Here is a 22,493-nt window from a genome sequence, read left to right as displayed (position 1 = left end):
GCGTCTACTCCTGCACTGTGCCGTTGAGGACGACTACGCCAGGCACGGCGTAGCCGGCCACCTGAACGAACTCCACCCGGTCGATCCGGGCGGGGCCGCTCGTGGTGACCGTGAACGTGGCGTCCTCACGTACCGCGGTGACCGAAGTGACCCCGTCATCGTCGCGGATCTCGGTGGTTCCGCTCAACCCTCCCACGCTCAGAATCGTGATCGACTTCCACGGCCCGTCGGGGATCGACTCCGCCGTCGCAGTCGTCGGAAGGAGCGCGCCGACCCGGGCGTACAGCGGAATCTGGTGCGGGGCCGGGCTCACGTGAACCGAAGTCGGCCCAGTCACCAGCTCGCCGTTCCACCAATCGGCCCACTCGCCGGCCGGCAGGTACACGTGCCGCTCCTGCTCCTCGCTGATCACCGGGGCCACCAGGAGATCCGGGCCCAGGCGGTACTCATGTTCGGCCCGCCAGGCCAGCGGGTCCTCCGGCGAATCCACCATCAGCGGGCGCATGATCGGTTCGCCGGTCTCGCCCGAGCGCAGTGCCTGCGAGTAGAGGTACGGCAGCAGCCGATAGCGCAGTTTGAGCGCCTCGATGACCTGCCCCTCGACCGCCGGAAACCGCCACGGCTCCCGAGTCGTGGTGCCGTGGAAGCGCAGCAGGGGCGAGAGCGCGCCGAACTGGGCCCAGCGGAGAAACAGGTCGTCGGTGGGCGTACCGGAGAAACCGCCCGTGTCGTGCGACCAGAACGGCACGCCGGACAGACCGTGCGCGAGACCGCCGTTCATGGAGCTGGCCAGCGCCGGATAGGAGCACATCGTGTCGCCGCCCCACTGCGCCGCGTGCCGCTGCCCACCCAGGTACGACGAGCGGCCCCAGATCATCGAGTGCCCGTGCACCTCCCGGGTGACCGCGCTGACGGCGTCGTTGAAGAGCAGCGAATACACGTTGTGCAGCTCGGTGCCGGTCATCCCGTTGTACGCCACGGCGTCGGCGGGGACGCCCTCGGCGAAGTCGGTCTTGAAGACCTGTACGCCTTGCCGGGCCAGCGGTCGCAGCAGGTCCTGGAACCAGGTCGTGGCGTCCGGGTTGGTGAAGTCGACGATGCCGCACTCGGGGAACGATCCGTGCCACGAGTCGGCCACGTACGCCGTCCCGTCCGGCCGCTTGAGCAGGTACCCCTTCTCCGCCGCCTCGGTGAACCGGTCGGAGTTGACGCTGATGTAGGAGTTCATCCAGAGGCAGACCTTGAAGTTCTGCGCGGCCAGTTCGGCGAGCATCGCATCCGGGTCCGGGAAGGTCACCGGATCCCACCGCAGCTCCGACCACTTCCCGTCGGGCTGCCAGTAGGTGTCCAGATGCATGACGTCACAAGGGATGCCGTGTTCCCGGATCGTCCGCGCGCGCTGCAGGACGTGCTCCTGGGTGTCCACGAAGAAGCCCGAGGAGATCCACGAGCCGAAGGCCCATTTCGGCGGCGTCACCGGACGGCAGGTCAACCGGTCGTACCGGGTCAGCACCTCGGTCGGCGTCGGGCCGGCGAGGACGTAGTAGTCGATGAGGTCGTCCGGCACCACGATCTGCACGACGCTCTGCGTACTCGCGCCGAAGTCGAACTCGATCGGCATACCGGAGTCGACGACGACACCGTAGCCGCGGCTGGACTGGTAGAACGGCACGTTCTTGTAGGCGCGGTCGCCCTCGCTGCCGAACGCGTCGAAGTTCCAGATCACCGGGCGTTGACCGCGCAGGTCCAGCGGCAGGAACCGCTCGCCGGTGCCGACGAGGACCTCGTCCGCGGGCAACACGAAGGTCTCGTGGTACGCCACCACGCCGCCGTCCACTGTCGACAGACCGAACGGTGCGGTACGCATCCGCCCGGAGATGTCGACGACACCGGGCGCTGTCCGGGTGAGAACCCGGCCGGTCCCGGTCTCGAGGAACCGGATGCCCCAGGGCTCCAGCGTCACCTCGGCGGTGATCGAACCGGCGACGATCCGGATCACGCCGTCGGCCACCTGCACGTCGGCGGAGTAGCCGAGATCCGGGTGGGTCAACGGCAGCACCCGGGCGCTGCGCGTACGCGCTGCCGGGTCGGTCGAGAGGCGTACGCGGATGATGCCTTCACCGGCCGCGGTGACCTGTGCGGTGAGCAGGTCCCCCGAGGTGGCGTGTGCTTTGACGCTGATGCCGTTGGGGTCGGTCGCCATCAGCTCGGCGTGGGTGATCTCCTGCGGCCCGCCGTCCCCGTGCCGTCGGCGGGGCAGCTCCGGCGGGTCGGCGCTGAAGTATTCGTGTGCCACCAGGGGCGGACGGAAAGGCATGGAATTAGTTTCTCTTTCGACTAAACAAAATGTCAACGGACTTCGGCACGGTTCTGACAGCCGGCGTGTCAGCCCTTGACCGCGCCGATCATGACGCCCTTGGTGAAGTGCTTCTGGACGAACGGGTAGACGATCAGGATCGGCAGCAGGGTCAGCGTCACCACCGCCATCTGGATCGTCAGCGGGGAGACCTGCTGATGGCCGAAGTACTGCCCGGTGTTGGTGATGCCGGAGCCCGGCATCGAGTTGCCCTGCAGGACATAGGTGTTGACCACCTGCGGCAGCGGCCACATGCCGTTGTCGGGCAGGTAGAGCTGGGCGGCGAAGAAGTTGTTCCAGTAGCCAACCGCGTAGAACAGGGTGATCACCGCGAGGACGGCCTTGGAGGTGGGCAGCACGATGGACCACAGGATGCGCCAGTCCCCCGCGCCGTCGATCTTCGCCGCGTCGATCAGCTCGGGCGACGTGCTGCTGAAGAAGGACCGCAGGACGAGAATGTTGAACACCGCGACCGCACCCGGGAGGATCTGCGACCAGTAGTTGTCATAACCGCCGAGACCCGCTACGACCAGGAAGGTCGGGACCAGGCCGCCGCCGAAGAACATCGTGACGATCATGAACATGAGGATTGGGCGGTGGGCGAACGATCGCGACCGGGACAACCCGTACGCCGCGAGCACGCTGACCACCATGGACAGGGCGGTGCCGAGGACGGTGATCGTCAGGCTGACCAACAGGGAGTGCACGATCAGCTGGTTGCTGAAGATCTCCTTGTACGCCTGCGTCGTCAGCTCGTCCGGGATCATGACGAGGCCGCCGGCCCGGTTGATGCTGGCCTGCGTCGAGAAGCTGGTGAGCACGACCGAATAGATCGGCACCGCGATGACGGCGAGGACGATCGTGATGATCAGTGTCTTCGCACCCTGGCCGAGGGCGGTCGGCTTCTCCTCCCAGGGCGGCCGGTTGGAGGTACGCCGATTGCGGGGCAGTGTCGTAGTAGTCATCGCCGGTAGAACCCATCCTCGCCGAACTTGTGCGCGACCTTGTTGGCCGCCAGGAGCAGAGCGACCGAGACGATGCCCTTGAACAGGCCGGCTGCGGTGCCGTAGCTGATGTTGTTGCCGACCAGTCCGTAGTTGTAGGCGAAGGTGTCGAGCACCTCGGCCGCGTCCCGCCCGACGGCCAGCCGTTGCAGGATGAACTGCTCGAAGCCGATCGACAGCGCATTGCCCAGTCGCAGCACCAGCAGCAGGACGATGACGCCGCGCATACCTGGCAGCGTGATGTGCCAGAGCCGTCGCCACCGATTCGCTCCGTCGGCCGCCGCCGCCTCGTAGAGGCTTGAGTCGATGGCGGCGAGCGCGGCGAGGAAGACGACGATGCCCCAGCCGGCTTCCTTCCACACCGCCTGCGCAGTGACCAGGTATTTGAAGGTGTCCGGGTTGGTCATGATGTTCCAGGTCGCCATGTCGTGCTGACGCAGGAACATGTTGAGCGCGCCCGCTCCGCCCAGCATCTCCTGGAAGACGACGACGACGAGGACCCAGCCGAAGAAGTGCGGCAGGTAGACGATCGCCTGGACGAACGAGCGGACCTTGCTGCTCATGATGGAGTTGAGGAGCAACGCCAGCACGATGGGAATGGGGAAGTACAGGACCAGCTGGACGGCGCTCAGCACCAGGGTGTTCTCCAGCGCGTGCCAGAACAGCGGATCGCTGAACAGTCGCTGGAACTGATCGAACCCGACGAACGGGCTGCCCGCCACGCCGTTGTAGATGTCATACGCCTGGAACGCCGTGATGAGGCCGAACATCGGGCCGTAGCTGAAGACGGCCAGCAGAATGACGGCTGGCAACGTCATGATGACCAAGCTTCGGTCGCGCTTCAGCCTCCCCCACCAGTTCAGTCCCCGGCCGCCGCTCGCCGCCTTGGCGCTCGGCTGCGAGGACAGGGCGGGCGGTGCCGCCACACCGTCGTCGATCGCTGCCACCGTCGTACTCCTTCGATGCTGGATTGTTCAGCGCTGTTCAGCCGAAGGCCCGGGTCCCGCCGCTCGCGGCGGCACCCGGGCGGCAGATCACTGACCGGTGCCGTACTTGTTCCGGATGTCCTCGTAGAACGCCCGCAGCGCGTCGCCGCCCTGCGACTTCCACGACTTGACGGTCTCCTGGTAGTCGGCGACCGACTTCCGGCCGAACTTGACGTCCTGGATCATGTCCTGGACGGCCTTGCCGATCGAGGAGTACTGCGACGGCTCGGTGACGTTCATGGCGTAGAAGGCCGGCTTGACGGCGTACTTGACCATCTCTGCCTGCCAGGTGCCGTAGTCCTTGGCGACGTCGGGGAAGCCCTGCTGGACCGTGGTCTGGTTGGACGGCGTGACCAGGAATTGGAAGGTCGTCGCGACCTCCTTGGCGCCCTTCTCGGTGAGCGCCGGGTTGCCGTCCTTCATCGTGTAGGTGTCACCCTCGGCGCCGAAGTTGACCACGAGCCACTCGGCCGAGCCGTACGGCGCGGCGATGTAGTCGGCGACCTTCAGCAGCTCCTTGATCTTGTCCTCGGAGAGCTTGGCGTTGAGGTAGCCGAACATGCCCGCGCCCGGACCGATCTCGACTGTCGGCGTGCCCTTCGAGGACATGAGCTTGAAGGCGGCCCGACGGTAGCTCGGGTTCGCGGCGGTGCCGGACTTGGCGTCGTCACCGTTCCACGCGCCGGTGCCGTCGGCGGTGATGCAGACCTTGCCACTCCAGAAGCGCTGCTTGCCGTTCTGGTTGTTGCCCGCGATCGCGTCCGGGTGGACGTGGCCGGCCTTGACGATCTTCTGGTACCAGTTGAGCGCCTCGATGATCTCCTGGCTCTCGTATTTGTGGAAGAGCTTGCCGCTGGAGTCGATGCCCCACTTCTGCGGGAAGTGGAACAGCTGCGACACGTAGTTGGCGTCGTCACCGAAGAGGTCGTCGAAGGCCCACTGGCCGGCCGACGCGCTGGTCAGCTGCGCTCCCAGGGCGGCGAGGTCGTCCGGCGTCTTGATGCTGTCGGGGCTGATGTTCAGCTTCTCGAAGATGTCCCGGCGGTAGAAGTAGGTGCCGGAGATGATCGCGCCGCCCGGGTAGACCGGCAGGCCGTAGAGCTTGCCGTTCCACACGCCCGCCTGCCACGCGCCGGTGGGGATGTTGGCGAGGTTCGGGTAGTCCTTGATCTTGTCGCCCGCCAGGTACGGCGTCAGGTCGGCGAACTTGCTCACGCCCTGGCCGAAGTTGAGCGTCGAGGTGTTCCAGCCCGGGATCTGGATCCAGTCGGGTAGCTTGTCCGCGGCGAACAGCGCGGGCAGCGCGTTGCCGTAGTTCGTGCCGTCCGACGGCTGGATCTTCAGCGTGACGCCGAGCGCCTTGTTCACGGCGTCGTAGTAGGAGTTGCCGTCCGACGGCGGGATCGCGCCCCAGAGCGGGGTCATCGTGGTGTAGCTGCCACCCTTGCCGGGAATGGCCGCGACGGTCTTGACCGGGGAGTCCGGGTACCGCAGGAAGACCGGGTCGGACACGGCGCCGTTGGCGCCGACGACGGCCGGCATGTCCGGCTTGACGGCGGTGTTCGGGATGTAGTTCGGCAGGATCTTGCTGAGATCGCTCTGGCTGGTGGTGCCCGGTCCGTTGGCCTTCTTGTCGGTGCAGCCGGCGAGCCCGCCGACACCGGCGACGGACAGCACGCCGAGACCCGCGAGCGACAGGAACTGACGGCGGTTCGTGGCCGCGCCCTTGAGGGGGTCTTGCACGGCACACTCCCTTCGTGTGGAGGGGGTAGAGGGTATGGGATGCGGGGGGTTGTGCGGTACAGTTAGTTGGTCTACCGACTAAACAAATTAGCCGACGGGTGACCACCGCCACAAGCGCCGTTTCCAGGCTGTTACTTCGAGCCGCCGGACGGTGTCGCGACGGGCGAGGCGTCCTCGGCGGCGGGGGAACCCTAGCGCAAGGAGCTGGATGATGACTCGACGTGCCGCGATACGGCATGATGGGGCACGCTGCGCGTTCAGTCCGAGTGCGTTCAGTCCCAGTGCAGTCGCCGGGGAGCCGCTCGGGCGAGCCGCCAGGAGTTCAGTCAATTGCGACGAAGTCACGTTGTGGAGCCGACGGTGATCACCATGCAGAGCGGGCCGCAACCGGCCGACTTCGCCGACGTGCGGGCCACGAACCTCGCCGTCGTCCTGCGCCACCTGCGGATGAACGCGCCCTGCTCCCGGGCCGACATCGCGGCGGCGACCGGCCTCAACAAGGCCACCGTCTCCAGCCTCGTCGCCGATCTCATCGACCGCCGGCTCGTCCGCGAGACCGGGATGACGGAGCGGCGGATCGGCCGCCCGGCCACCATGCTGGTGCTCGACGGCTCGCCGTACGCGGCGATCGGCATGGAGGTCAACGCGGACTACATGACGGTGGTCGCCGTCGACCTCGCCGGGCGCAAGCTGTTGTCCTGGCGGCGGGCGTTCGCCGGGTCCTCGGCCAATCCCGGTCAGGCCGCCGCCTCGATCGCCGCCCTGGCCAAGCGGGCCGTCGGCAAGGTCGAGAAGGAAGGCCGCCGCACCCTGGGGTTGACGGTGGGCGTACCGGGGTTGGTGGGTGGCGACGGCATCGTCCGGCTGGCCCCCAACCTGCGCTGGCATGACGTCGACCTGCGGTCGGCCCTGCGGAAGGCGCTCGGTGAGCCGCCCTACCCGATCGAGGTCGAGAACGACGCCAACCTGGCCGTCCTCGCCGAGCAGCGCTACGGCGGCTTCGCCGAGACGGCCAACCTGATCTACCTCACTGGCGAGATCGGCATCGGCGCGGGCATCATCAGCGAGGGCCGCCTCATGCGGGGCGAACGCGGGTTCGCCGGCGAGTTCGGCCACCTGCTCGTCGACCCGAGCGGACCGGTCTGCGGCTGCGGCCGACGCGGCTGTCTCGAGGCGCTCGCCGGTGTCGGGGCGCTCGTCGCGCGTACGCTGCCGGACGCGGCCACCTCCTCCCCCACCGAACTCGAACCCGAGGTCGAAGAGGTCGTACGCCGGGCCAAGGCCGGTGACCCGAAGGTGCTCGACGCCCTGGCCGAGACCGGTAAGCACCTCGGTCACGGGGTCGCCACGGTGGCGAACCTGCTCAACCCGGATGTCGTGGTGCTCGGCGGCTACTTCGTGCAGCTGGCACCCTGGCTCATCCCGGCCGCCGAGGCCGAGTTGCGCGCCCGTTCGATCGCCCCCGAAGCCGGCGGTACGCGTCTCGTCGCGTCGACGCTCGAACTCGGCGCGGCGGCGACCGGCGGCGCGGCCCGGGTGCTCGACACGATCGACTCCGGTCGCCTCCCGACCCCCTAGTTCCCGGCGCTGGATCAGGGTTTCGGGTCGAATCTTGGGTCAAGATTCGACCGAGAACCCTGATCCAGCGCGAAAAAGGGCGCGCTCCCCGCAATAGCGTGCTCCCACGGCGTCTAGTGCACGGGCTCTTGACGGCGTGGGAGCGGTTCCGGTAGACCTCTTGGACAAGTCCCCGAAACACATTCGACATCAACTCTTCGGCGTAGTTGTCGAAGCGCTTCGACCGTTAACAACGCGTACTGTTGAAGCGCTTCGACAACCCGCCCTCACGACGGAGGGTGACCCCCGATGACCGACTTCCGCGACCCCACGGCGCCGCTACAGCGCCGCGTCGAAGGCCTGCTCGGGCAGCTCACGCTCGAGGAGAAGCTCGCGTTGCTGCACCAGCACCAGCCCGCCATCGAGCGGCTGGGCATCGGGCGGTTCACCACCGGCACCGAAGCGCTGCACGGCCTGGCCTGGCTCGGTGAAGCGACCGTCTTCCCCCAGGCGGTCGGCCTGGGCGCGACCTGGGACCCCGGGCTGGTCAAGCGGGTCGGCGACGCGACCGGGGACGAGGTACGCGGACTGCACCACAAGGACCCGACCCGCTGCGGCCTCAACGTGTGGGCACCGGTCGTCAATCCGTTGCGTGATCCGCGTTGGGGGCGCAACGAAGAGGGCTACAGCGAGGACTCCTTCCTCACCGCTGTGCTGGGTGAGGCGTACGCCGAGGGGCTGCGCGGCGATCATCCCCGGTTCCTCAAGACGGCCCCGACGTTGAAGCACTTCCTCGGGTACAACAACGAGACCGACCGCTGCCTCAGTTCCAGCAACCTGACTCCGCGCGTGCTGCGGGAGTACGAACTTCCGGCGTACCGGCGCGCGATCGCCTCCGGTGCCGCGGTCGCGGTCATGGCCTCCTACAACCTCGTCAACGGCGTCCCGGCGCACGTCACTCCGCACATCAACGACGACCTGCGTACGTGGACGCCGGACGAGGTGTTCGTCGTCTCCGACGCGTTCGCGCCGAACAACCTCGCCGACCCGGCGCAGCAGGCGTACTTCCCCGATCACGCGGCCAGCCATGGGGCAGCGGTCCGGGCGGGCATCGACAGCTTCACGGACCAGAACACCAACTCGCACATCACCATCGACCGGCTGCGCGAAGCGATCCAGCGCGGCCTGCTGGACGAGTCTGATGTGGACACAGCCGTGAAGCGCGCGCTGACGATCCGCTTCCGCCTGGGCGAGTTCGACCCGGTCGAGGACAACCCCTACAACAGCCTGAGCGCCGACGTCATCAACTCCGCGGAGCACCAGGAGCTGGCCCTGGAGACCGCCCGGCAGTCGATCGTGCTGCTGAAGTCCGAGTGCAAACTGCTGCCGCTCGACCCGGCCCGGCACAAGACGGTGGCCGTCATCGGGCCGCTGGCCGACCGCAACCACACCGACTGGTACAGCGGCACCCTCCCGTACGCCGTCACCGTGAAGCAGGGACTTGCGGAGAAGACCAACGTCCTGCACGTGGAGGGCGTCGATCGCGTCGCGCTGAAGAAGGACGGCCGATACCTGGTGGTCGACGAGACCGGGGCACGGCTCGACGACGCGCTGTGTGCTTACGACATCTTCGACTGGGGCCAGGGCGTGGTGACCTTGCGCTCGACCGCGACCGGGCGGTTCCTGCGGGTCAACACCAGCGCGGACCAGGACGGCCCGGTCGGCGGACCGGCCGCGGACATCGCGCAGAGCGGGGCGAAAGGCACGCTCGACGCGGGCTCGGACGGGCCGTCGGAGTGGACGGTACGCGAGCTGTTCCGGCTGGACGAGCAGGTGGACGGCACGGTCGTGATCCGCCACCACGCGTCGCCGGGCAACGAGGAGCTGGGCGGCCTGCAGGCGGACCTGACGCTCGGCGCGCAGCCGGTGCCGTTCGAGGTCGAGTTGGTGGTCGACGGCGCGGCTCAGGCCGCCGCCGCGGCCGCGAGCGCGGATGCCGCAGTGGTCGTACTGGGCAACCACCCGCTGGTCAACGGCCGGGAGACCGAGGATCGCGCGGACCTGGCGCTGCCTCCGGGGCAGGAGAACCTCCTGAAGGAGGTGTACGCGGCCAACGCCTCGACCGCGTTGCTGCTGGTCAGCAGCTACCCGTACGCGGTCGGCTGGGCCGAGGTCCATCTCCCTGCGGTGCTGTGGAGTTCGCACGCGGGGCAGGAGCTGGGCCGGGCCGTCGCCGACGTGCTGACCGGCGCGGCCGACCCGGGCGGGCGGCTGCCGCAGACCTGGTATCGCAGCGCCTGCGAGCTGCCGGACATCTTCGACTACGACATCATCGCCAACGACGCGACCTACCTCTACTACCGCGGCACCCCGCTGTACCCGTTCGGTCACGGTCTGTCGTACACCACCTTCGAATACGCGGGACTGCGGATCTCTGCCGAAGGTGCGGCGGCCGGCGAGACCGTGACCGTCACCTGCACCGTCACGAACACCGGCTCGCGGCCCGGCACCGAGGTCGTCCAGCTCTACTCGCACCAGCAGCGGTCGCGGGTCAAGCAACCGCTGCGCCAGCTGCGCGGATTCACCAAGTTCACCCTCCAGCCGGGCGAGTCCCGCGAGGTCAGCCTGCCGGTCCACGTCGACGACCTGGCCTTCTGGGACGTCACCACCGGCCGCCTGGTGGTCGAGGCCGCCCGGCACAAGATCATGGTGGGCCGCTCCAGCTCCGACATCCGCCTCACCGCGACGCTCGCCGTCCGAGGCACGGTCATCGGCACCCGCCGGGCCGTGGACCAGCCGGTCCGGGCCGTGGACAACGACGAGTACAGCGGGATCGCTCTCGCCGCCGACGGGGTCAAGGCCGTCGAGGACGGCGCCTGGCTGTGCTTCCAGGGCGTCGATCTCTCAGGGGTACGCACGACGCAGATCCACGGTCACGGCGGTGCGGTGTCCATCCGCGTCGACGATCCGTTCTCCGGTCCGGAGCTGGCGAAGGTGGTGCCCGGTCAGCGCGTGCCGACCGCTAGCGTGGACGGCGTGCACGACCTCTATCTCGTCTACGGCTCGGTCGGCACGACCGTCGAGGAACTGGCGTTCGCCCGATGACCACTACTTCCAACCCCTCTGGGCGGGCTCGCGGCAACGTCGTCACGATCACGGACGTCGCCAAGCATGCCGGAGTCGCGGCCAGCACGGTGTCCTATGTGCTCAGCGGCAAGCGGACGATCTCGGCGACGACCCGGGCCCGGGTGATGGCCAGCATCCGTACGCTGGGCTTCCATCCCCATGCCGGAGCGCGCTCACTGGCCAGCAACAAGGCCAACGTGATCGCCCTGGCGCTACCTCTGCGCCCCGGTATGCACCTGCCCATCCTCATGCAGTTCGCGATGGCCGTGCTGACCGGCGCCCGGAGTGTCGAGCACGACGTGCTGCTGTTGACCGCGGACGAAGGGGCGGCCGGCGTACGCCGCATCGCCGGGAGCGCGCTGGTCGACGGGCTGATCCTCATGGACGTCGAGACGCACGATCCCCGCGTACCGACGTTGCTGGAACTCGACCGGCCCAGCGTCCTCATCGGACTGCCGGCGTCGGCGGACGGGCTCACCTGTGTCGACCTCGACTTCGCCGCCGCCGGGGCAGCGTGCGTACAGCACTTGGCTGCGCTCGGGCATCAGGAGATCGCCCTCCTCGGTGCGCCACAGGTGGTCTACGACCGGGACACCGGCTTCGCCCGGCGTACGCGGGACGGCGTGATGGAGGCCGCCCGGACGGCCGGGCTGACCGCGGTCGCCCGTCCCTGCGAGCCGACGTACGCCGCCGCCCTGGAGGCGCTGCGCTCGGTGCCGCACGCCACCGGCCTGATCGTGCACAACGAGGCGGCCGTCGATCACGTGCTGACCGCCTTGCGGGAGCTGGACCGTCGCGTACCGGACGACGTCTCGGTCGTGGCCATCTGCCCGGACGAGATCGCCGAGCGGGCCACCCCCGCGCTCACCTCGGTGCCGATCCCGGCGTCGGAGGTCGGCCGCCGGGCGGTCGAACTGCTCATGGCGAAGCTGGACGGAGTCACCGTGCCCAACGTGACGCTGCTGGCCCCGAACCTGACCGTACGCTCCTCCACCGGCCCGATCACTCACTGATCTACTTGGTCAGTTGATCAAGGCAAGAGTGTGCCAATATTTTTGTCCACTGTGGACCTGGGGAAACAGGGTCTTCACAACTGGCCGACCAGAGGGTTAAATCTCTAACACAACGGAGTTCCCTATACGAATATGGGAGCGCTCCCAGAAGTGAATACACCGTGCCTGCCTGCAGACATGCGGCGGGGCGGATGCGCCCACATCCGCCCCGGTGTCCCCCGCACGACGCAAGCCGCACGGCTCCACGGACAGGAGACATCGTAATGCCCGAGCACCACATTCTGCGAAGCCCTGACCGGGCATCTCACATCGCGGCTGATTTCTGCCTGTCCGGCCCCCACGGATTCGACCGTTTCACCGAACCCGGCTCCACCCGCTCCACCGGATAAGACGCAAACCGCCCAGGGGTCGGCACCGCCCAGTGCCGACCCCGCATCATCCCCAGCGGTCTGCCTGCCCATCCCCCGCGAGGAGTACGCATGAAGCTCACCCCCCGCCGCACCCGGCTCAGGCGCATCCTGGCGCTCGCCGTGTCGGCCGTCCTGGCCGCCGCCGGCATCGTCGCCGGCGCGGCACCCGCCCACGCTGCCGTCTCCTGTTCGGTCGACTACGCGACCAGCGACTGGAACGGCGGCAACAACCAGGGCGGTTTCACCGCCAGCGTGACGTTGCGAAACCTCGGCGACGCCTGGAGCTCCTGGTCGCTGCAGTTCACCTTCCCGAACGGGCAGAACAACATCCAGGGCTGGTCGGCCAACTGGTCGCAGTCCGGCGCGGTGGTCACCGCGACGAACATGTCCTGGAACGGCAGCATCCCGACCAACGGCACCACCTCGATCGGGTTCAACGCCAACTGGTACGGGTCGAACGGCAAGCCCACCGACTTCAAGATCAACGGTGTGGCCTGCACCGGGGCGAACACCCCGCCCACGGTGAGCATCACGAGCCCGGCGACGAACACGCACTTCTCCGCCCCCGCAGCGTTCACGATCGCGGCCTCGGCCAGCGACACCGCGCCCGGCACGGTGGCGAACGTCGAGTTCTACCGGGACGGCAGCCTGCTCGGTTCGGACGCCACCTCGCCGTACTCCTGGTCGGTCTCGGCGCTGCCCGCCGGCACCTACACCTTCCAGGCGAAGGCGTACGACAACCAAGGCGGTACCGCTACCGCCCAGATCACGGTGATCGTGGACGCGGTGACCGGGCCGTCGATCGTGGCGAGCGCCGCCTCGGCGTCCGTGCCTGAGGGCTCCTCGACGACGGTCGGCGTCAAGTTGTCGGCCGCGCCGACGGCGAACGTGACAGTGGCGGTCGCCCGGAGCGCCGGGGACACCGACATCACGGTCACGCCCGCGACCCTGACGTTCACCCCGTCGAACTGGTCGACGAACCAGAACATCACGATCGCGGCGGCCGAGGACGCGGACAACGCCAACGGCACCGCGACGGTCTCCGCCACCGCGACGGGATACACCGCGGCGACGGTCGCCGTGACCGAGTCGGACAACGACCAGCCGGTCTACGTCCAGCGGTTCCTGGAGCAGTACAACAAGATCAAGAACCCGGCGAACGGCTACTTCTCCCCCGAGGGTGTGCCCTACCACTCGATCGAGACGCTGATCGTCGAGGCGCCGGACTACGGTCACGAGACGACGTCCGAGGCGTTCAGCTTCTGGCTCTGGCTCGAGGCACAGTACGGCCGGGTGTCGCAGAACTGGACCCCGTTCAACCAGGCCTGGGCGACGATGGAGAAGTACATCATCCCGTCCCACGCCGACCAGCCGACGGCCGGCGCTTCCGGCACCCCGCAGTACGCCGCGGAGCACGACTACCCGGACCAGTACCCGTCGCCGCTGGAGTCCAGCGTGCCGGTCGGTGTGGACCCGCTGAAGTCCGAGCTGACCAGCACCTACGGCACCGGCGACATCTACGGCATGCACTGGCTGCTGGACGTCGACAACAAGTACGGCTACGGGCACTGCGGTGACAAGACCACGCGGGTGTCGTACATCAACACCTTCCAGCGCGGTCCGCAGGAGTCGGTGTGGGAGACGGTTCCGCAGCCCAGCTGTGAGAACTTCACCGCCGGTGGCCAGTACGGCTTCCTCGACCTCTTCATCAAGGAGTCGGGTACGCCGTCCAAGCAGTGGAAGTACACCAACGCGCCGGACGCGGACGCCCGCGCCGTCGAGGCGGCGTACTGGGCGCTGCAGTGGTCGACCGCTCAAGGCAAGCAGGCCGACGTCGCGACGACCGTGTCGAAGGCCGCCAAGATGGGCGACTACCTCCGGTACGCGCTGTTCGACAAGTACTTCAAGAAGATCGGGAACTGCATCGGCGCCTCGGCTTGTCCCGCGGGCACCGGCCGGGACTCGGAGCACTACCTGCTCTCCTGGTACTACGCCTGGGGCGGTGGCATGAGCGACCAGTGGTCGTGGCGCATCGGTTCCAGCTTCAACCACTTCGGCTACCAGAACCCCCTGGCCGCGTACGCGCTGTCGAACGTCGCGGGCCTCAAGCCCACCTCGCCGACCGCGAACGCGGACTGGACCACCAGCCTTCAGCGCCAGCTGGAGTTCTACCAGTGGCTCCAGTCGTCGGAGGGCGCGATCGCCGGTGGCGCCACGAACAGCTGGGGTGGCAACTACGGCACCCCGCCGAGCGGCACCCCGACGTTCTACGGCATGTTCTACGACTACCAGCCGGTCTACCACGACCCGCCGTCGAACCAGTGGTTCGGCATGCAGGCGTGGTCGCTCGAGCGGCTGGCGGAGTACTACTACGTGAGCAACGACGCCAAGGCCAAGTCCATCCTGGACAAGTGGACGACGTGGGCGATCGCGAATACGACGGTCAGCGGGTCGAGCTTCCTCATCCCGTCCGACATGTCGTGGTCCGGCGCGCCGAACACGTGGAACCCGACGTCGCCGCAGGCCAACACCAACCTGCACGTGACGATCACCGCACGTGGCTCGGACGCCGGTGTCGCGGCGGCCTACGCTCGTCTGCTCATGTACTACGCCGCCAAGTCGGGCAGCACCTCGGCGAAGAGCACCGCCAAGGCGCTGATCGACGCGCTGTACGCCAACAGCGACAGCAAGGGCGTGGGCATCCCGGAGACCCGGTCGGACTACAACCGGTTCGACGACGTCTACAACGCCTCGACCCACCAGGGCCTCTACATCCCGTCCGGCTGGACCGGGGCGATGTCCAACGGTGACCCGATCGCGTCGGGCAAGTCGTTCCTGGACATCCGGTCCTGGTACAAGAACGACCCGAACTGGCCGGCGGTCCAGGCCTACCTGAACGGTGGGTCCGTACCGACGTTCACCTATCACCGGTTCTGGGCACAGAGCGACATCGCCATGGCTTACGGCGACTACGCCGCCCTGTTCCCGAACGGCTGACGTTATTCCAGGCCCCGTGTCGCCGCGCTCGAAGCGACACGGGGCCGCCCCATGTCCGCGGTCCGCTGCCGCCGCGCGCGGTTCTCCAGCGACCGTGCTTCGCGAGGCCGGGTGGGGCTAAAAGAAGTCGTCGCCGTCCGTGGTCGCGGCCAGCTGCTTCACCCGCTGCTCCAGCGCCGCGGTCAGGTGCGCCTGCGCATCAGGACCGACTGGTACGCGCAACGGCGGATTCGGTTCGCGGACGACGCGTACCACCGTCTCGGCGAACAGCGTGGGATCGTTCAGCCCCGGCAACTGCTCGAAGTGCTCGAAGGCGGTTCGCATCTCGCCGTACACCGGAACGTAGGCGTCGACCGATTGCGCGGGCTGCACCAGCGCCCGGCCGTAGCCGGTGGCGAATCCGCCCAGCTGGAGGATCGTCACGCGTACGCCGAACTGTGCCGCCTCCTGCGCGAGCGATTCGGCGAGCCCTTCCAGGGCGAACTTGCTCGACGTGTACGCCGAGAGCCCCGGATAGGGCGTGAAGCCGGCCGTCGAGGAGACGAACAGGGCGTGCCCGCCACCCTGCGCCCGCCACTGGGGCATGGCCAGGCGCAGCAGCCGCCACGGCCCGAACAGGTTCGTCTCGAACTGAGCCAGCAGTTGCTCCGGCGAGACTTCCTCGACCGCCCCGAACTGCCCGTATCCGGCGTTGTTGACCAGGACGTCCAGCCCGCCGAAGCGGTCGGCGGCGAGCTCGATCGCAGCGCGGCACTGCTCCTCGTCCCGGACGTCCAGCGGTGCGACGACGACGTTGGGCAGGCCCGCGAACTCGGCGATCGTCTCGGGCCGCCGGGCGGTGACGAGCACCTGTTCGCCCTCGTCGACGAGGCGACGGGCCAAGGCCCGGCCCACTCCGCTCGAACACCCGGTGACCAGCCAGCGATGCGGCATTGTTACCCCTTCCTCCAGTACGGCCGAGCATCACGGATGAATTCGATTCATCGCAATGTAAGAATGTTGACGGCCACCCGGTAGGGTGAAAGACGTGATCATGCCGAAAGTCGTGGCTACGGATCTGGACGGGACACTGCTCCGCAGCGACGTCACGCTCTCTGTGCGTACCAAAGCAGCATTGAAAGCGGTCCGCTCAGCCGGAACGCGCGTGGTGGCCGCGACCGCCCGGCCGGCCCGCGTGATCGACGAGCTCTTCGGCGGCGAGACGCTGATCGACCTGGCGATCTGTGGCAATGGCTCGAATCTTCACCGCGTCGGCGAGGCGCCGGAGATCCTGCATCCACTGCCGCTGGACGTCGCGCGCAAGGTGATCGAGGAGATCACCGCGATCGTGCCGGGCTCCGGCTTCGCGGTGGAGACCGGGCACCGCGTGCTGTTCGAGCCGGGCTATCGGTACAAGCCCGCGCTCGACTATCGGCGTGAGTTCGTCGAAAGCGTGGCGGACCTGCTGACCGAGCCGTTCGTCAAGCTCATGGTGTGGCTGCCCGACTCCGACCCGGATCGTGCCTGGGAACGGCTGCGCCCGGCGATCGGCGAGCTGATCGAATGCACCTGGTCGGCCGAGCGCGCGCCACTGGAGATCGGCGCGGCCGGGGTCTCGAAGGCCGCCACGCTGGCCGCGCTGTGCGAGCAGTGGGGCGTCACCTCCGACGAGGTGATCGCGTTCGGGGACGCGCCGAACGACCTGCCGATGCTGGCCTGGGCCGGGACGGCGTATGCAGTCGCCAACGCGCATCCCGCAGTGCTCGCCGCCACCTCGCTGCGCGCCCCCGCCAACGACGACGACGGCGTCGCCGTCGTCCTCGAGGGGCTGTTCAGCGGAGGCCGCGCTCGATGAGGTGCGTCGGCAGCACCTCCGTCCGCGGCCACGTCTCGTCCCCCGCGATCCGGGCGAACAACAGGTCCGCCGCCCGGCGCGCCAGCTCCTTCGGGTCGTACGCGATCACCGTGAACGGTCGCGGCATCAGGTAGGACAGCTCGAAGTCGTCGAAGCCGAGCAGTTCGGCGTCGCCGCCTCGGCGTACGAGTTCTTGCAGCGCTCCGACGGTGATCCGGTTGTTGAGGCACACGTACGCGTCTACATCGGACAATTCAGCCACGACCGCTGCGGCGGTGGCAGGGTCCTTGACCCCTTCGCGAACGAGCGTGGGGTCGTACGGAATCCCGGCGGCGGCCAGCGCCTCCTGGGCCCCGGCCAGGCGTTCCCGCATCGTGTAGACCCCGACCGAGTCGAGCAGGACGGCGATCCGCCGGTGGCCACCGGCGAGGAGCCGCTCCACCCCCGCCCGGGTGCCGCCCCGGTTGTCCAGCAGGACGGTGTCGGCCACCAGCCCGCCGCCTGGCCGGTCGAGGAACACCACCGGGAGACCCCGCTCCACCTCCGAACGCAGGAAACCGTGGTCGTATCCGGCCGGCACCACGATGAGCCCGTCCACTCGGCGCGCGCAGAGATCGCGGAGGAGCAGCTCCTCGCGTACGGGGTCCTCCTCGGAGCTCGCGGTGAACAGCAGGGTGTCGTGTTCCCGCGCAGTCTCGGCCACCACTCCGGCGATGGTCGCGTAGAACGGATTGGCGATCTCCTCGATGAGCAGCCCGACCGTCGCGGTGAGCTGCCCCGAACGCAAGGCGCTGGCCAGGTGGTTACGCCGGAAGCCGAGCTCGGCGATGGCCGCGTGGACGCGGTCGGCGAGTTCCGGCTGCACCTGCGGGGAACCGTTGACCACCCGCGAGACGGTCTTCAGGCTGACACCTGCGCGTTTGGCGACGTCGACCATCGTGGGCCGCCCGTCCCGCTGCTTCTCGTGCCGACTCGCCACCACGCTGAGGAGGTTACGTCACGGCAACGGTACGCGGGGCTGACAACGTTGTCACAAGACGCTCGGGCTATCCTGCCCGCCATGGATCGTGCTGCGCTCGCCCTCGCCGTCGACATCGGCGGCACCAAAATGGCGGCCTCTCTCGTGAGCTCGGACGGGACGGTGCTCGGCGCGCGGAGCGTGCCGACGCTGCCCGGGGACGCCGAGACGGTGTTCGCCCCGCTCGCTGGGCTCATCCAAGACACGCTTTCTGAGGCGTCGGGTCACCCGGTGGTCGGCATCGGCATCGGCACCGCCGGTCCGATGAACCTGGACGAGGGCACGGTCAGCCCGGTCAACATCCTCGGCTGGCGAGACTTTCCGCTGGCCCCGCGCGTCGCCGAGCTGGTTCCCGGCACCCCCGTACGCATGGCCGGCGACGGGATGTGCGCCGCCGTCGGGGAGCATTGGCGCGGCGCCGCCCGATCCGTGGACGACGTGATCGTCCTGGTGGTGTCGACCGGCGTCGGCGGCGGGCTGATTCAACGCGGCCGGTTGGTGAGCGGGCGTACGGGGAACGCCGGGCACATCGGGCACACCGTCGTCGACCTGGACGGCGACCCGTGCCCGTGCGGCGGCCGGGGTTGTGTCGAGGGCATCGCCAGCGGCCCGAGCATGGTGGCCTGGGCACGCCGCCAAGGCTGGATCGGCGAGTCCGCGGTGGACTTGGCCGCCGCCGCCCGTGCGGGCGACAAGATCGCCGGCCAGGCCTTCGACCGCGCCGGCCAAGCGGTGGCCGCCGGGATCGTCTCCGCTGCGGCGATCGCCGACCTGTCCCTGGCGGTCGTCGGCGGTGGCGTCTCCCGGGCGGCCGACGTGCTGCTCCCGCCGCTGCGGCAGGCCATCGACGAGCACGCCAAACTCGGCTTCCTGCGGGATCTCGCCGTCGCCCCGGCGGAACTGGGGAACGCGGCCGGCCTCGTGGGCGCGGCCGCGCTCGCCTTCGAACCGGAGCGCTATCCGTCGGTGCTCCGCCTCGCCTCTTAACCCCGTCCAGCCCCGTTGATCATGAACCTAGGGTCCGCGTGGGCGGCGTGTCGGAGCACCCTCGGTCGTGATCGACGCGGCGTCGCCGCGTCGATGATCACGACCTTAGGGGTGCGACACACCGCACAGGTGGACCCTAGGTTCATGATCAACGGGAAGGGGTTAGTAGACCTCGAATTCGTAGATGCGGGCGGCGGTGTTCGTGTCTTGGGCCGGGGTTTGGACGGTCAGCCGCACATAGCGGGCGGAGACCGGAGTGATCGGGTGCGTACTGACGCTGGCGGTGTTCCCCGTGACCGTCGCCCGCGTCGTCCAGGTCGAACCGTCGGTCGACGTCTGGATCGTGAAGTCGCGCGTGTTCCACGTCGTCGACTCCCCGCCCGCGCCGGCGTGCCGCACCGTGAACGACGAGACGGTCTGGGTCGAGCCCAGGTCCACCTGCCACCACTTGCTGCTGCCCAGCGAACACCACTTGTCGCTGTTGCCACCGGTCCAGGAGCCGTTGACGGCCTTCTCCGGGCCCTCACTCGTGGCACACGACGAATCGGCGGTCGCTGCCTTCCCCAAGGCGAGGTTGACCGGTCCGCCTGTTCCGGCGTACACCTCGAATTCGGCAATGCGTGCCGCGGCATTGCCGTTGTTCGTGGGTGTGGTGATGTCGAGCCGCACGTAGCGCGCGGAGACGGTGCCGATGGGGTGATAGGTGCGGCTGGAACGGTTGCCGGAGACCGACACCCGCTGGCTCCAGGTGCTGTTGTCGGTGCTGGTGGAGATGGTGAACGCGCCGATGTTCCAACCGGTGTTCTCGCCGCCGAGCCCGGCGTGCTTGACCACGAACGCGCCCACGTTCTGGATCGAACCGAGGTCGACCTGCAGCGTCTTCGTACCGCTCACGCTGGAGCACCACTTGCTAGCCGCCGAGATCTGCCCGTCGAAGGCCTTGTCCGCGGTCTCGCTCGAGTTGCAGGTCGTCGAGCCGCTCGCGGCCTTGCCCTGAGCCAGGTTCGGGCCCAGATTCGGCGCCGCGGCGGGCGGGGTCCAGCCGTCGTTGAAGCTCGGGGGCACGTCACCCGCGCCGGTGCCCCAGCTGCTCGCAGCGCTTCCCATCGTGTACGCGAGGGTGGCGCCGTTCGCGACGTCCGGGTAGCGCAGGTAGTTCCGGGTCTGGCTGGTGCCGTTGCGGCTGAAGCTCTGCACGTACTGCGAGCCCTGGCCGGCTCCGGTGGCGGTGATCTGGATGTCGCCGGACGGCCGGTCGATCAGGATCGACGGGAACAGCGGGCCGTGCAACGCCAGCGTGTCCGCGCCGGGCGTAGCCGGGTACATGCCCAGCGCGCCCCACACGTACCAGGCCGAGGTCGCACCGAGGTCCTCGTTGCCGGGCAGGCCGCCGGCTCCGGTCGTGTAGGACTCGTTCATCACCCGGCGGACGACCGACGAGGTCCCGGCCGGCCATTGCGCCCAGTTGTACGCCCACGGCACTCCGTGCTCGGGTTCGTTGCCGATGTAGAAGTACGGCTGGGTCAGGCCCCCGTTGAGCTGGGTGAAGTGGTGGTCGAGCCGCTGTCGCGCGGTCTGCGGCCCGCCCATGAGGTTGATCAGGCTGCCGAAGTTGTAGGTGACCATCCAGGTGTACTGCGAGGCGTTGCCCTCGGTGTAGTTGCTGCTGCTGGCCGGGTCGAGCGGCCAGGTCCAGCTGTTGTCCGGGTTGCGCTGCTGGATGTAGCTCGACTCGGTGGAGAACACGTTCGCCCACCACTGCGCCCGTGTCATGTACGTGTTGTACAGGCTGGTGTTGCCCTGTCGTTGGGCGAACTGCGCCACCGCGAAGTCCGACGCGGAGTACTCCAAGGAGTCGGACGAGTCCTCGTCGATGAAATGCTGGCTGACGTACTCCGACTGGCGGCCGCGAATGGCGCCGCCCTGGATCGTTCCGCCGTTGGAGCTGCTGTTCATCAGGTTCAGCGCGGCGGCGGTGTCGAAGTTCGTGACGCCGAACGCGTTGAGGCTGGACACGATGACCGGCCCGGGGTCACCGGTCATGACGAAATGCTCGTTGCTGTTGTGCGACCACTTCGGAATGAGCCCGCCCTGCTGGCCGTCGAGCACCATCGAGTTGGCGATGTCGGCCGCCTCGCCGGGCGCGATCAACGCCACCAACGCGGCCCACGACCGATAGATGTCCCAGCCCGAGTAGTTCTGGTAGATCGTCCGGCTGGAGGTGTGCACCGCCTGGTCGAACCCGCGGTACTGCCCGTTGACGTCGCTGGCGATATTCGGGTTGATCAGCACGTGGTAGAGGGCGGTGTAGAACTTCTGCAGATCAGTTGCGCTGCCACCGGTCGCCTGCACCCGGTTCAGCATCGCGTTCCAGTCCGCGTCGGCGTTGGCGCGTACGGTGTCGAAAGCGAAGCCACTCTGCTCGGCGGCCAGGTTGGCCTGCGCGTTGGCGACGCTGACGAAGGAGATTCCGATCTTGAAATTCACCGCCGGATTGCTGCTGGTGTCGAAGGTGACGTAGCCGCCCGAGTTGGCGCCACTCGTGCTCGTCGAACCGGCGCTCACCGTGCTGCCGAGCCAGGTGCCGACCGAAGTCGGCGTACGGTCGAACTGGCCGTAGTAGTAGATCTGGTAGGTCTTCGACGACCCGCAGAAGCCGCCGCCGGTGACCGAGCCGCTCACGGTCGCACCGCTGATCGAGATGGAGCCGCTGCGGCTGCCGGTCGCGCTCTTGCTCGTGTTCAGCAGTACGCGAGCCGACGCCGTGGCCGGGTACGCGAGCCGCATGATCGCCGTACGCTTCGTCGCGGACAACTCGACCTGCGTGTTCCCGTAGGTGGACAGCACCGACTTGTAGTAACCGGCCTGGGCGACTTCACTGCCCTTTACCTGTGTCGCCTGGTACGCCGTCCAGTTGGTGCCCGGCGACGATCCGATCGCGCCGGTGATCGGGAGGATTCCGATGTCCTCGTTGTTCGAGCAGCCCGCCCCGTTGAAATGGGTCAGGGCGTACTCCTGGATCTGGGTGTCGGAGAACCGGTAGCCGGAGGGGGACGCAGTCGGCGTGTCCGGGCTGAACTGCACCATCCCGAACGGAGCGACCGGACCGGGCACGGTGCTGCCACCGGCGCCGCCGGGGACGGGGTTGGGCGAGTTGCTGTCGTCGGTCCCGATGAACGGGTTCACGTACTGGGTGAGGTTGAGGGCCGCGTGCGCCGGCGTTGGCGCGTACGCGACACCGGCTGCGACCGTTCCGGTCACGATGGCGAGGAAAGCGGTGAACACACGCCCGAACCGTGGGAGGGGTCCGCGGGACATGATCCACTCCTTTCAGACAACGTTGTCATGGAATGGAGATAGAAAAGTCCCTACGAAGACATATGTCAATAGCCCGTACTGTGCCGGACTGTTTCCGGGCAGATCAGGGATCTGGTGCTAGCGCGGTGCGGCGCGGGCCGTGCG

The 22,493-nt window shown here is 68.1% G+C and carries 13 protein-coding genes; 6 read left to right on the top strand and 7 right to left on the bottom strand.

Features of this window, described 5'->3' with window-relative positions; genetic code table 11:
* Positions 1-4 precede the first annotated feature (4 nt).
* The 4 genes from HOV77_RS25910 to HOV77_RS25895 all read right to left on the bottom strand — a co-directional run bounded on the left by HOV77_RS25910 (position 5) and on the right by HOV77_RS25895 (position 6,089).
* Positions 5-2,317 carry a TIM-barrel domain-containing protein gene (locus tag HOV77_RS25910; protein ID WP_290866032.1) on the bottom strand — a complete coding sequence of 771 codons (2,313 nt, stop codon included), beginning with the start codon at positions 2,315-2,317 and terminating at the stop codon, positions 5-7.
* A gap of 68 nt (positions 2,318-2,385) precedes the next feature.
* Entirely contained in the window at positions 2,386-3,321 is a 936-nt protein-coding gene (locus tag HOV77_RS25905) for a carbohydrate ABC transporter permease (protein WP_290866030.1), read from the bottom strand.
* Positions 3,318-4,307 carry an ABC transporter permease subunit gene (locus tag HOV77_RS25900; protein WP_290866028.1) on the bottom strand — a complete coding sequence of 330 codons (990 nt, stop codon included), beginning with the start codon at positions 4,305-4,307 and terminating at the stop codon, positions 3,318-3,320. Before HOV77_RS25900 ends, HOV77_RS25905 begins: the two co-directional genes overlap by 4 nt.
* A gap of 87 nt (positions 4,308-4,394) precedes the next feature.
* Positions 4,395-6,089: an extracellular solute-binding protein gene (locus HOV77_RS25895; RefSeq protein ID WP_290866026.1), complete on the bottom strand. Its 1,695-nt coding sequence runs from the start codon at positions 6,087-6,089 to the stop codon at positions 4,395-4,397.
* A 369-nt stretch (positions 6,090-6,458) separates the two neighbouring features.
* Between HOV77_RS25895 and HOV77_RS25890 the strand changes: the two genes are divergently transcribed.
* The 4 genes from HOV77_RS25890 (at position 6,459) to HOV77_RS25875 (ending at position 15,192) form a co-directional block, all read left to right on the top strand.
* Positions 6,459-7,667 carry an ROK family transcriptional regulator gene (locus HOV77_RS25890; protein WP_290866133.1) on the top strand — a complete coding sequence of 403 codons (1,209 nt, stop codon included), beginning with the start codon at positions 6,459-6,461 and terminating at the stop codon, positions 7,665-7,667.
* Between the two features lie 288 nt (positions 7,668-7,955).
* Positions 7,956-10,751 (top strand): glycoside hydrolase family 3 protein, encoded by a 2,796-nt coding sequence (locus tag HOV77_RS25885; protein WP_290866024.1) that lies wholly within the window; start codon positions 7,956-7,958, stop codon positions 10,749-10,751.
* Positions 10,748-11,785, top strand: a complete 1,038-nt coding sequence (locus HOV77_RS25880) for a LacI family DNA-binding transcriptional regulator (RefSeq protein WP_290866022.1) — start codon at positions 10,748-10,750, stop codon at positions 11,783-11,785. Before HOV77_RS25885 ends, HOV77_RS25880 begins: the two co-directional genes overlap by 4 nt.
* 479 nt (positions 11,786-12,264) lie before the next feature.
* Entirely contained in the window at positions 12,265-15,192 is a 2,928-nt protein-coding gene (locus HOV77_RS25875; RefSeq protein ID WP_290866020.1) for a glycoside hydrolase family 48 protein, read from the top strand.
* 117 nt (positions 15,193-15,309) lie between these two features.
* Here HOV77_RS25875 and HOV77_RS25870 read toward each other — a convergent pair whose 3' ends face one another.
* On the bottom strand, positions 15,310-16,125 hold the full coding sequence (locus HOV77_RS25870) for an SDR family oxidoreductase (RefSeq protein WP_290866019.1): 816 nt from the start codon (positions 16,123-16,125) through the stop codon (positions 15,310-15,312).
* A 100-nt stretch (positions 16,126-16,225) separates the two neighbouring features.
* On the opposite strand from HOV77_RS25870, the gene HOV77_RS25865 reads away from it, so the two are divergent.
* On the top strand, positions 16,226-17,026 hold the full coding sequence (locus tag HOV77_RS25865) for an HAD family hydrolase (RefSeq protein ID WP_290866131.1): 801 nt from the start codon (positions 16,226-16,228) through the stop codon (positions 17,024-17,026).
* On the opposite strand, the gene HOV77_RS25860 is transcribed toward HOV77_RS25865, so the two are convergent.
* A complete protein-coding gene (locus tag HOV77_RS25860) occupies positions 17,004-17,963 on the bottom strand; it encodes a LacI family DNA-binding transcriptional regulator (RefSeq protein ID WP_290866129.1) in 960 nt (319 codons plus the stop codon). The two genes, HOV77_RS25865 and HOV77_RS25860, sit on opposite strands and share 23 nt — an antisense overlap.
* 123 nt (positions 17,964-18,086) lie before the next feature.
* Here HOV77_RS25860 and HOV77_RS25855 point away from each other — a divergent pair, with 123 nt between their 5' ends.
* Complete coding sequence (locus tag HOV77_RS25855; RefSeq protein ID WP_290866017.1) at positions 18,087-19,031, top strand: ROK family protein; 945 nt, start codon at positions 18,087-18,089, stop codon at positions 19,029-19,031.
* A gap of 162 nt (positions 19,032-19,193) precedes the next feature.
* Here the strand turns inward: HOV77_RS25855 and HOV77_RS25850 are convergent, their stop codons facing one another.
* Entirely contained in the window at positions 19,194-22,349 is a 3,156-nt protein-coding gene (locus tag HOV77_RS25850) for a GH92 family glycosyl hydrolase (protein ID WP_290866015.1), read from the bottom strand.
* Positions 22,350-22,493 lie beyond the last annotated feature (144 nt).

Origin of the sequence: Hamadaea sp., from assembly GCF_013362815.1 — a bacterium.
Classification (GTDB): Bacteria; Actinomycetota; Actinomycetes; order Mycobacteriales; family Micromonosporaceae; genus Hamadaea.
This window is presented reverse-complemented; position numbering and strand designations above follow the sequence as displayed.

What these genes read in the sequence shown, in the direction of transcription:
- HOV77_RS25910 (WP_290866032.1), bottom strand. Translation starts at nt 2,317, where the DNA reads ATGCCTTTCCGTCCGCCCCTGGTGGCACACGAATACTTCAGCGCCGAC.
- HOV77_RS25905 (WP_290866030.1), bottom strand. Translation starts at nt 3,321, where the DNA reads ATGACTACTACGACACTGCCCCGCAATCGGCGTACCTCCAACCGGCCG.
- HOV77_RS25890 (WP_290866133.1), top strand. Translation starts at nt 6,459, where the DNA reads ATGCAGAGCGGGCCGCAACCGGCCGACTTCGCCGACGTGCGGGCCACG.
- HOV77_RS25885 (WP_290866024.1), top strand. Translation starts at nt 7,956, where the DNA reads ATGACCGACTTCCGCGACCCCACGGCGCCGCTACAGCGCCGCGTCGAA.
- HOV77_RS25880 (WP_290866022.1), top strand. Translation starts at nt 10,748, where the DNA reads ATGACCACTACTTCCAACCCCTCTGGGCGGGCTCGCGGCAACGTCGTC.
- HOV77_RS25875 (WP_290866020.1), top strand. Translation starts at nt 12,265, where the DNA reads ATGAAGCTCACCCCCCGCCGCACCCGGCTCAGGCGCATCCTGGCGCTC.
- HOV77_RS25870 (WP_290866019.1), bottom strand. Translation starts at nt 16,125, where the DNA reads ATGCCGCATCGCTGGCTGGTCACCGGGTGTTCGAGCGGAGTGGGCCGG.
- HOV77_RS25865 (WP_290866131.1), top strand. Translation starts at nt 16,226, where the DNA reads ATGCCGAAAGTCGTGGCTACGGATCTGGACGGGACACTGCTCCGCAGC.
- HOV77_RS25860 (WP_290866129.1), bottom strand. Translation starts at nt 17,963, where the DNA reads ATGGTCGACGTCGCCAAACGCGCAGGTGTCAGCCTGAAGACCGTCTCG.
- HOV77_RS25855 (WP_290866017.1), top strand. Translation starts at nt 18,087, where the DNA reads ATGGATCGTGCTGCGCTCGCCCTCGCCGTCGACATCGGCGGCACCAAA.
- HOV77_RS25850 (WP_290866015.1), bottom strand. Translation starts at nt 22,349, where the DNA reads ATGTCCCGCGGACCCCTCCCACGGTTCGGGCGTGTGTTCACCGCTTTC.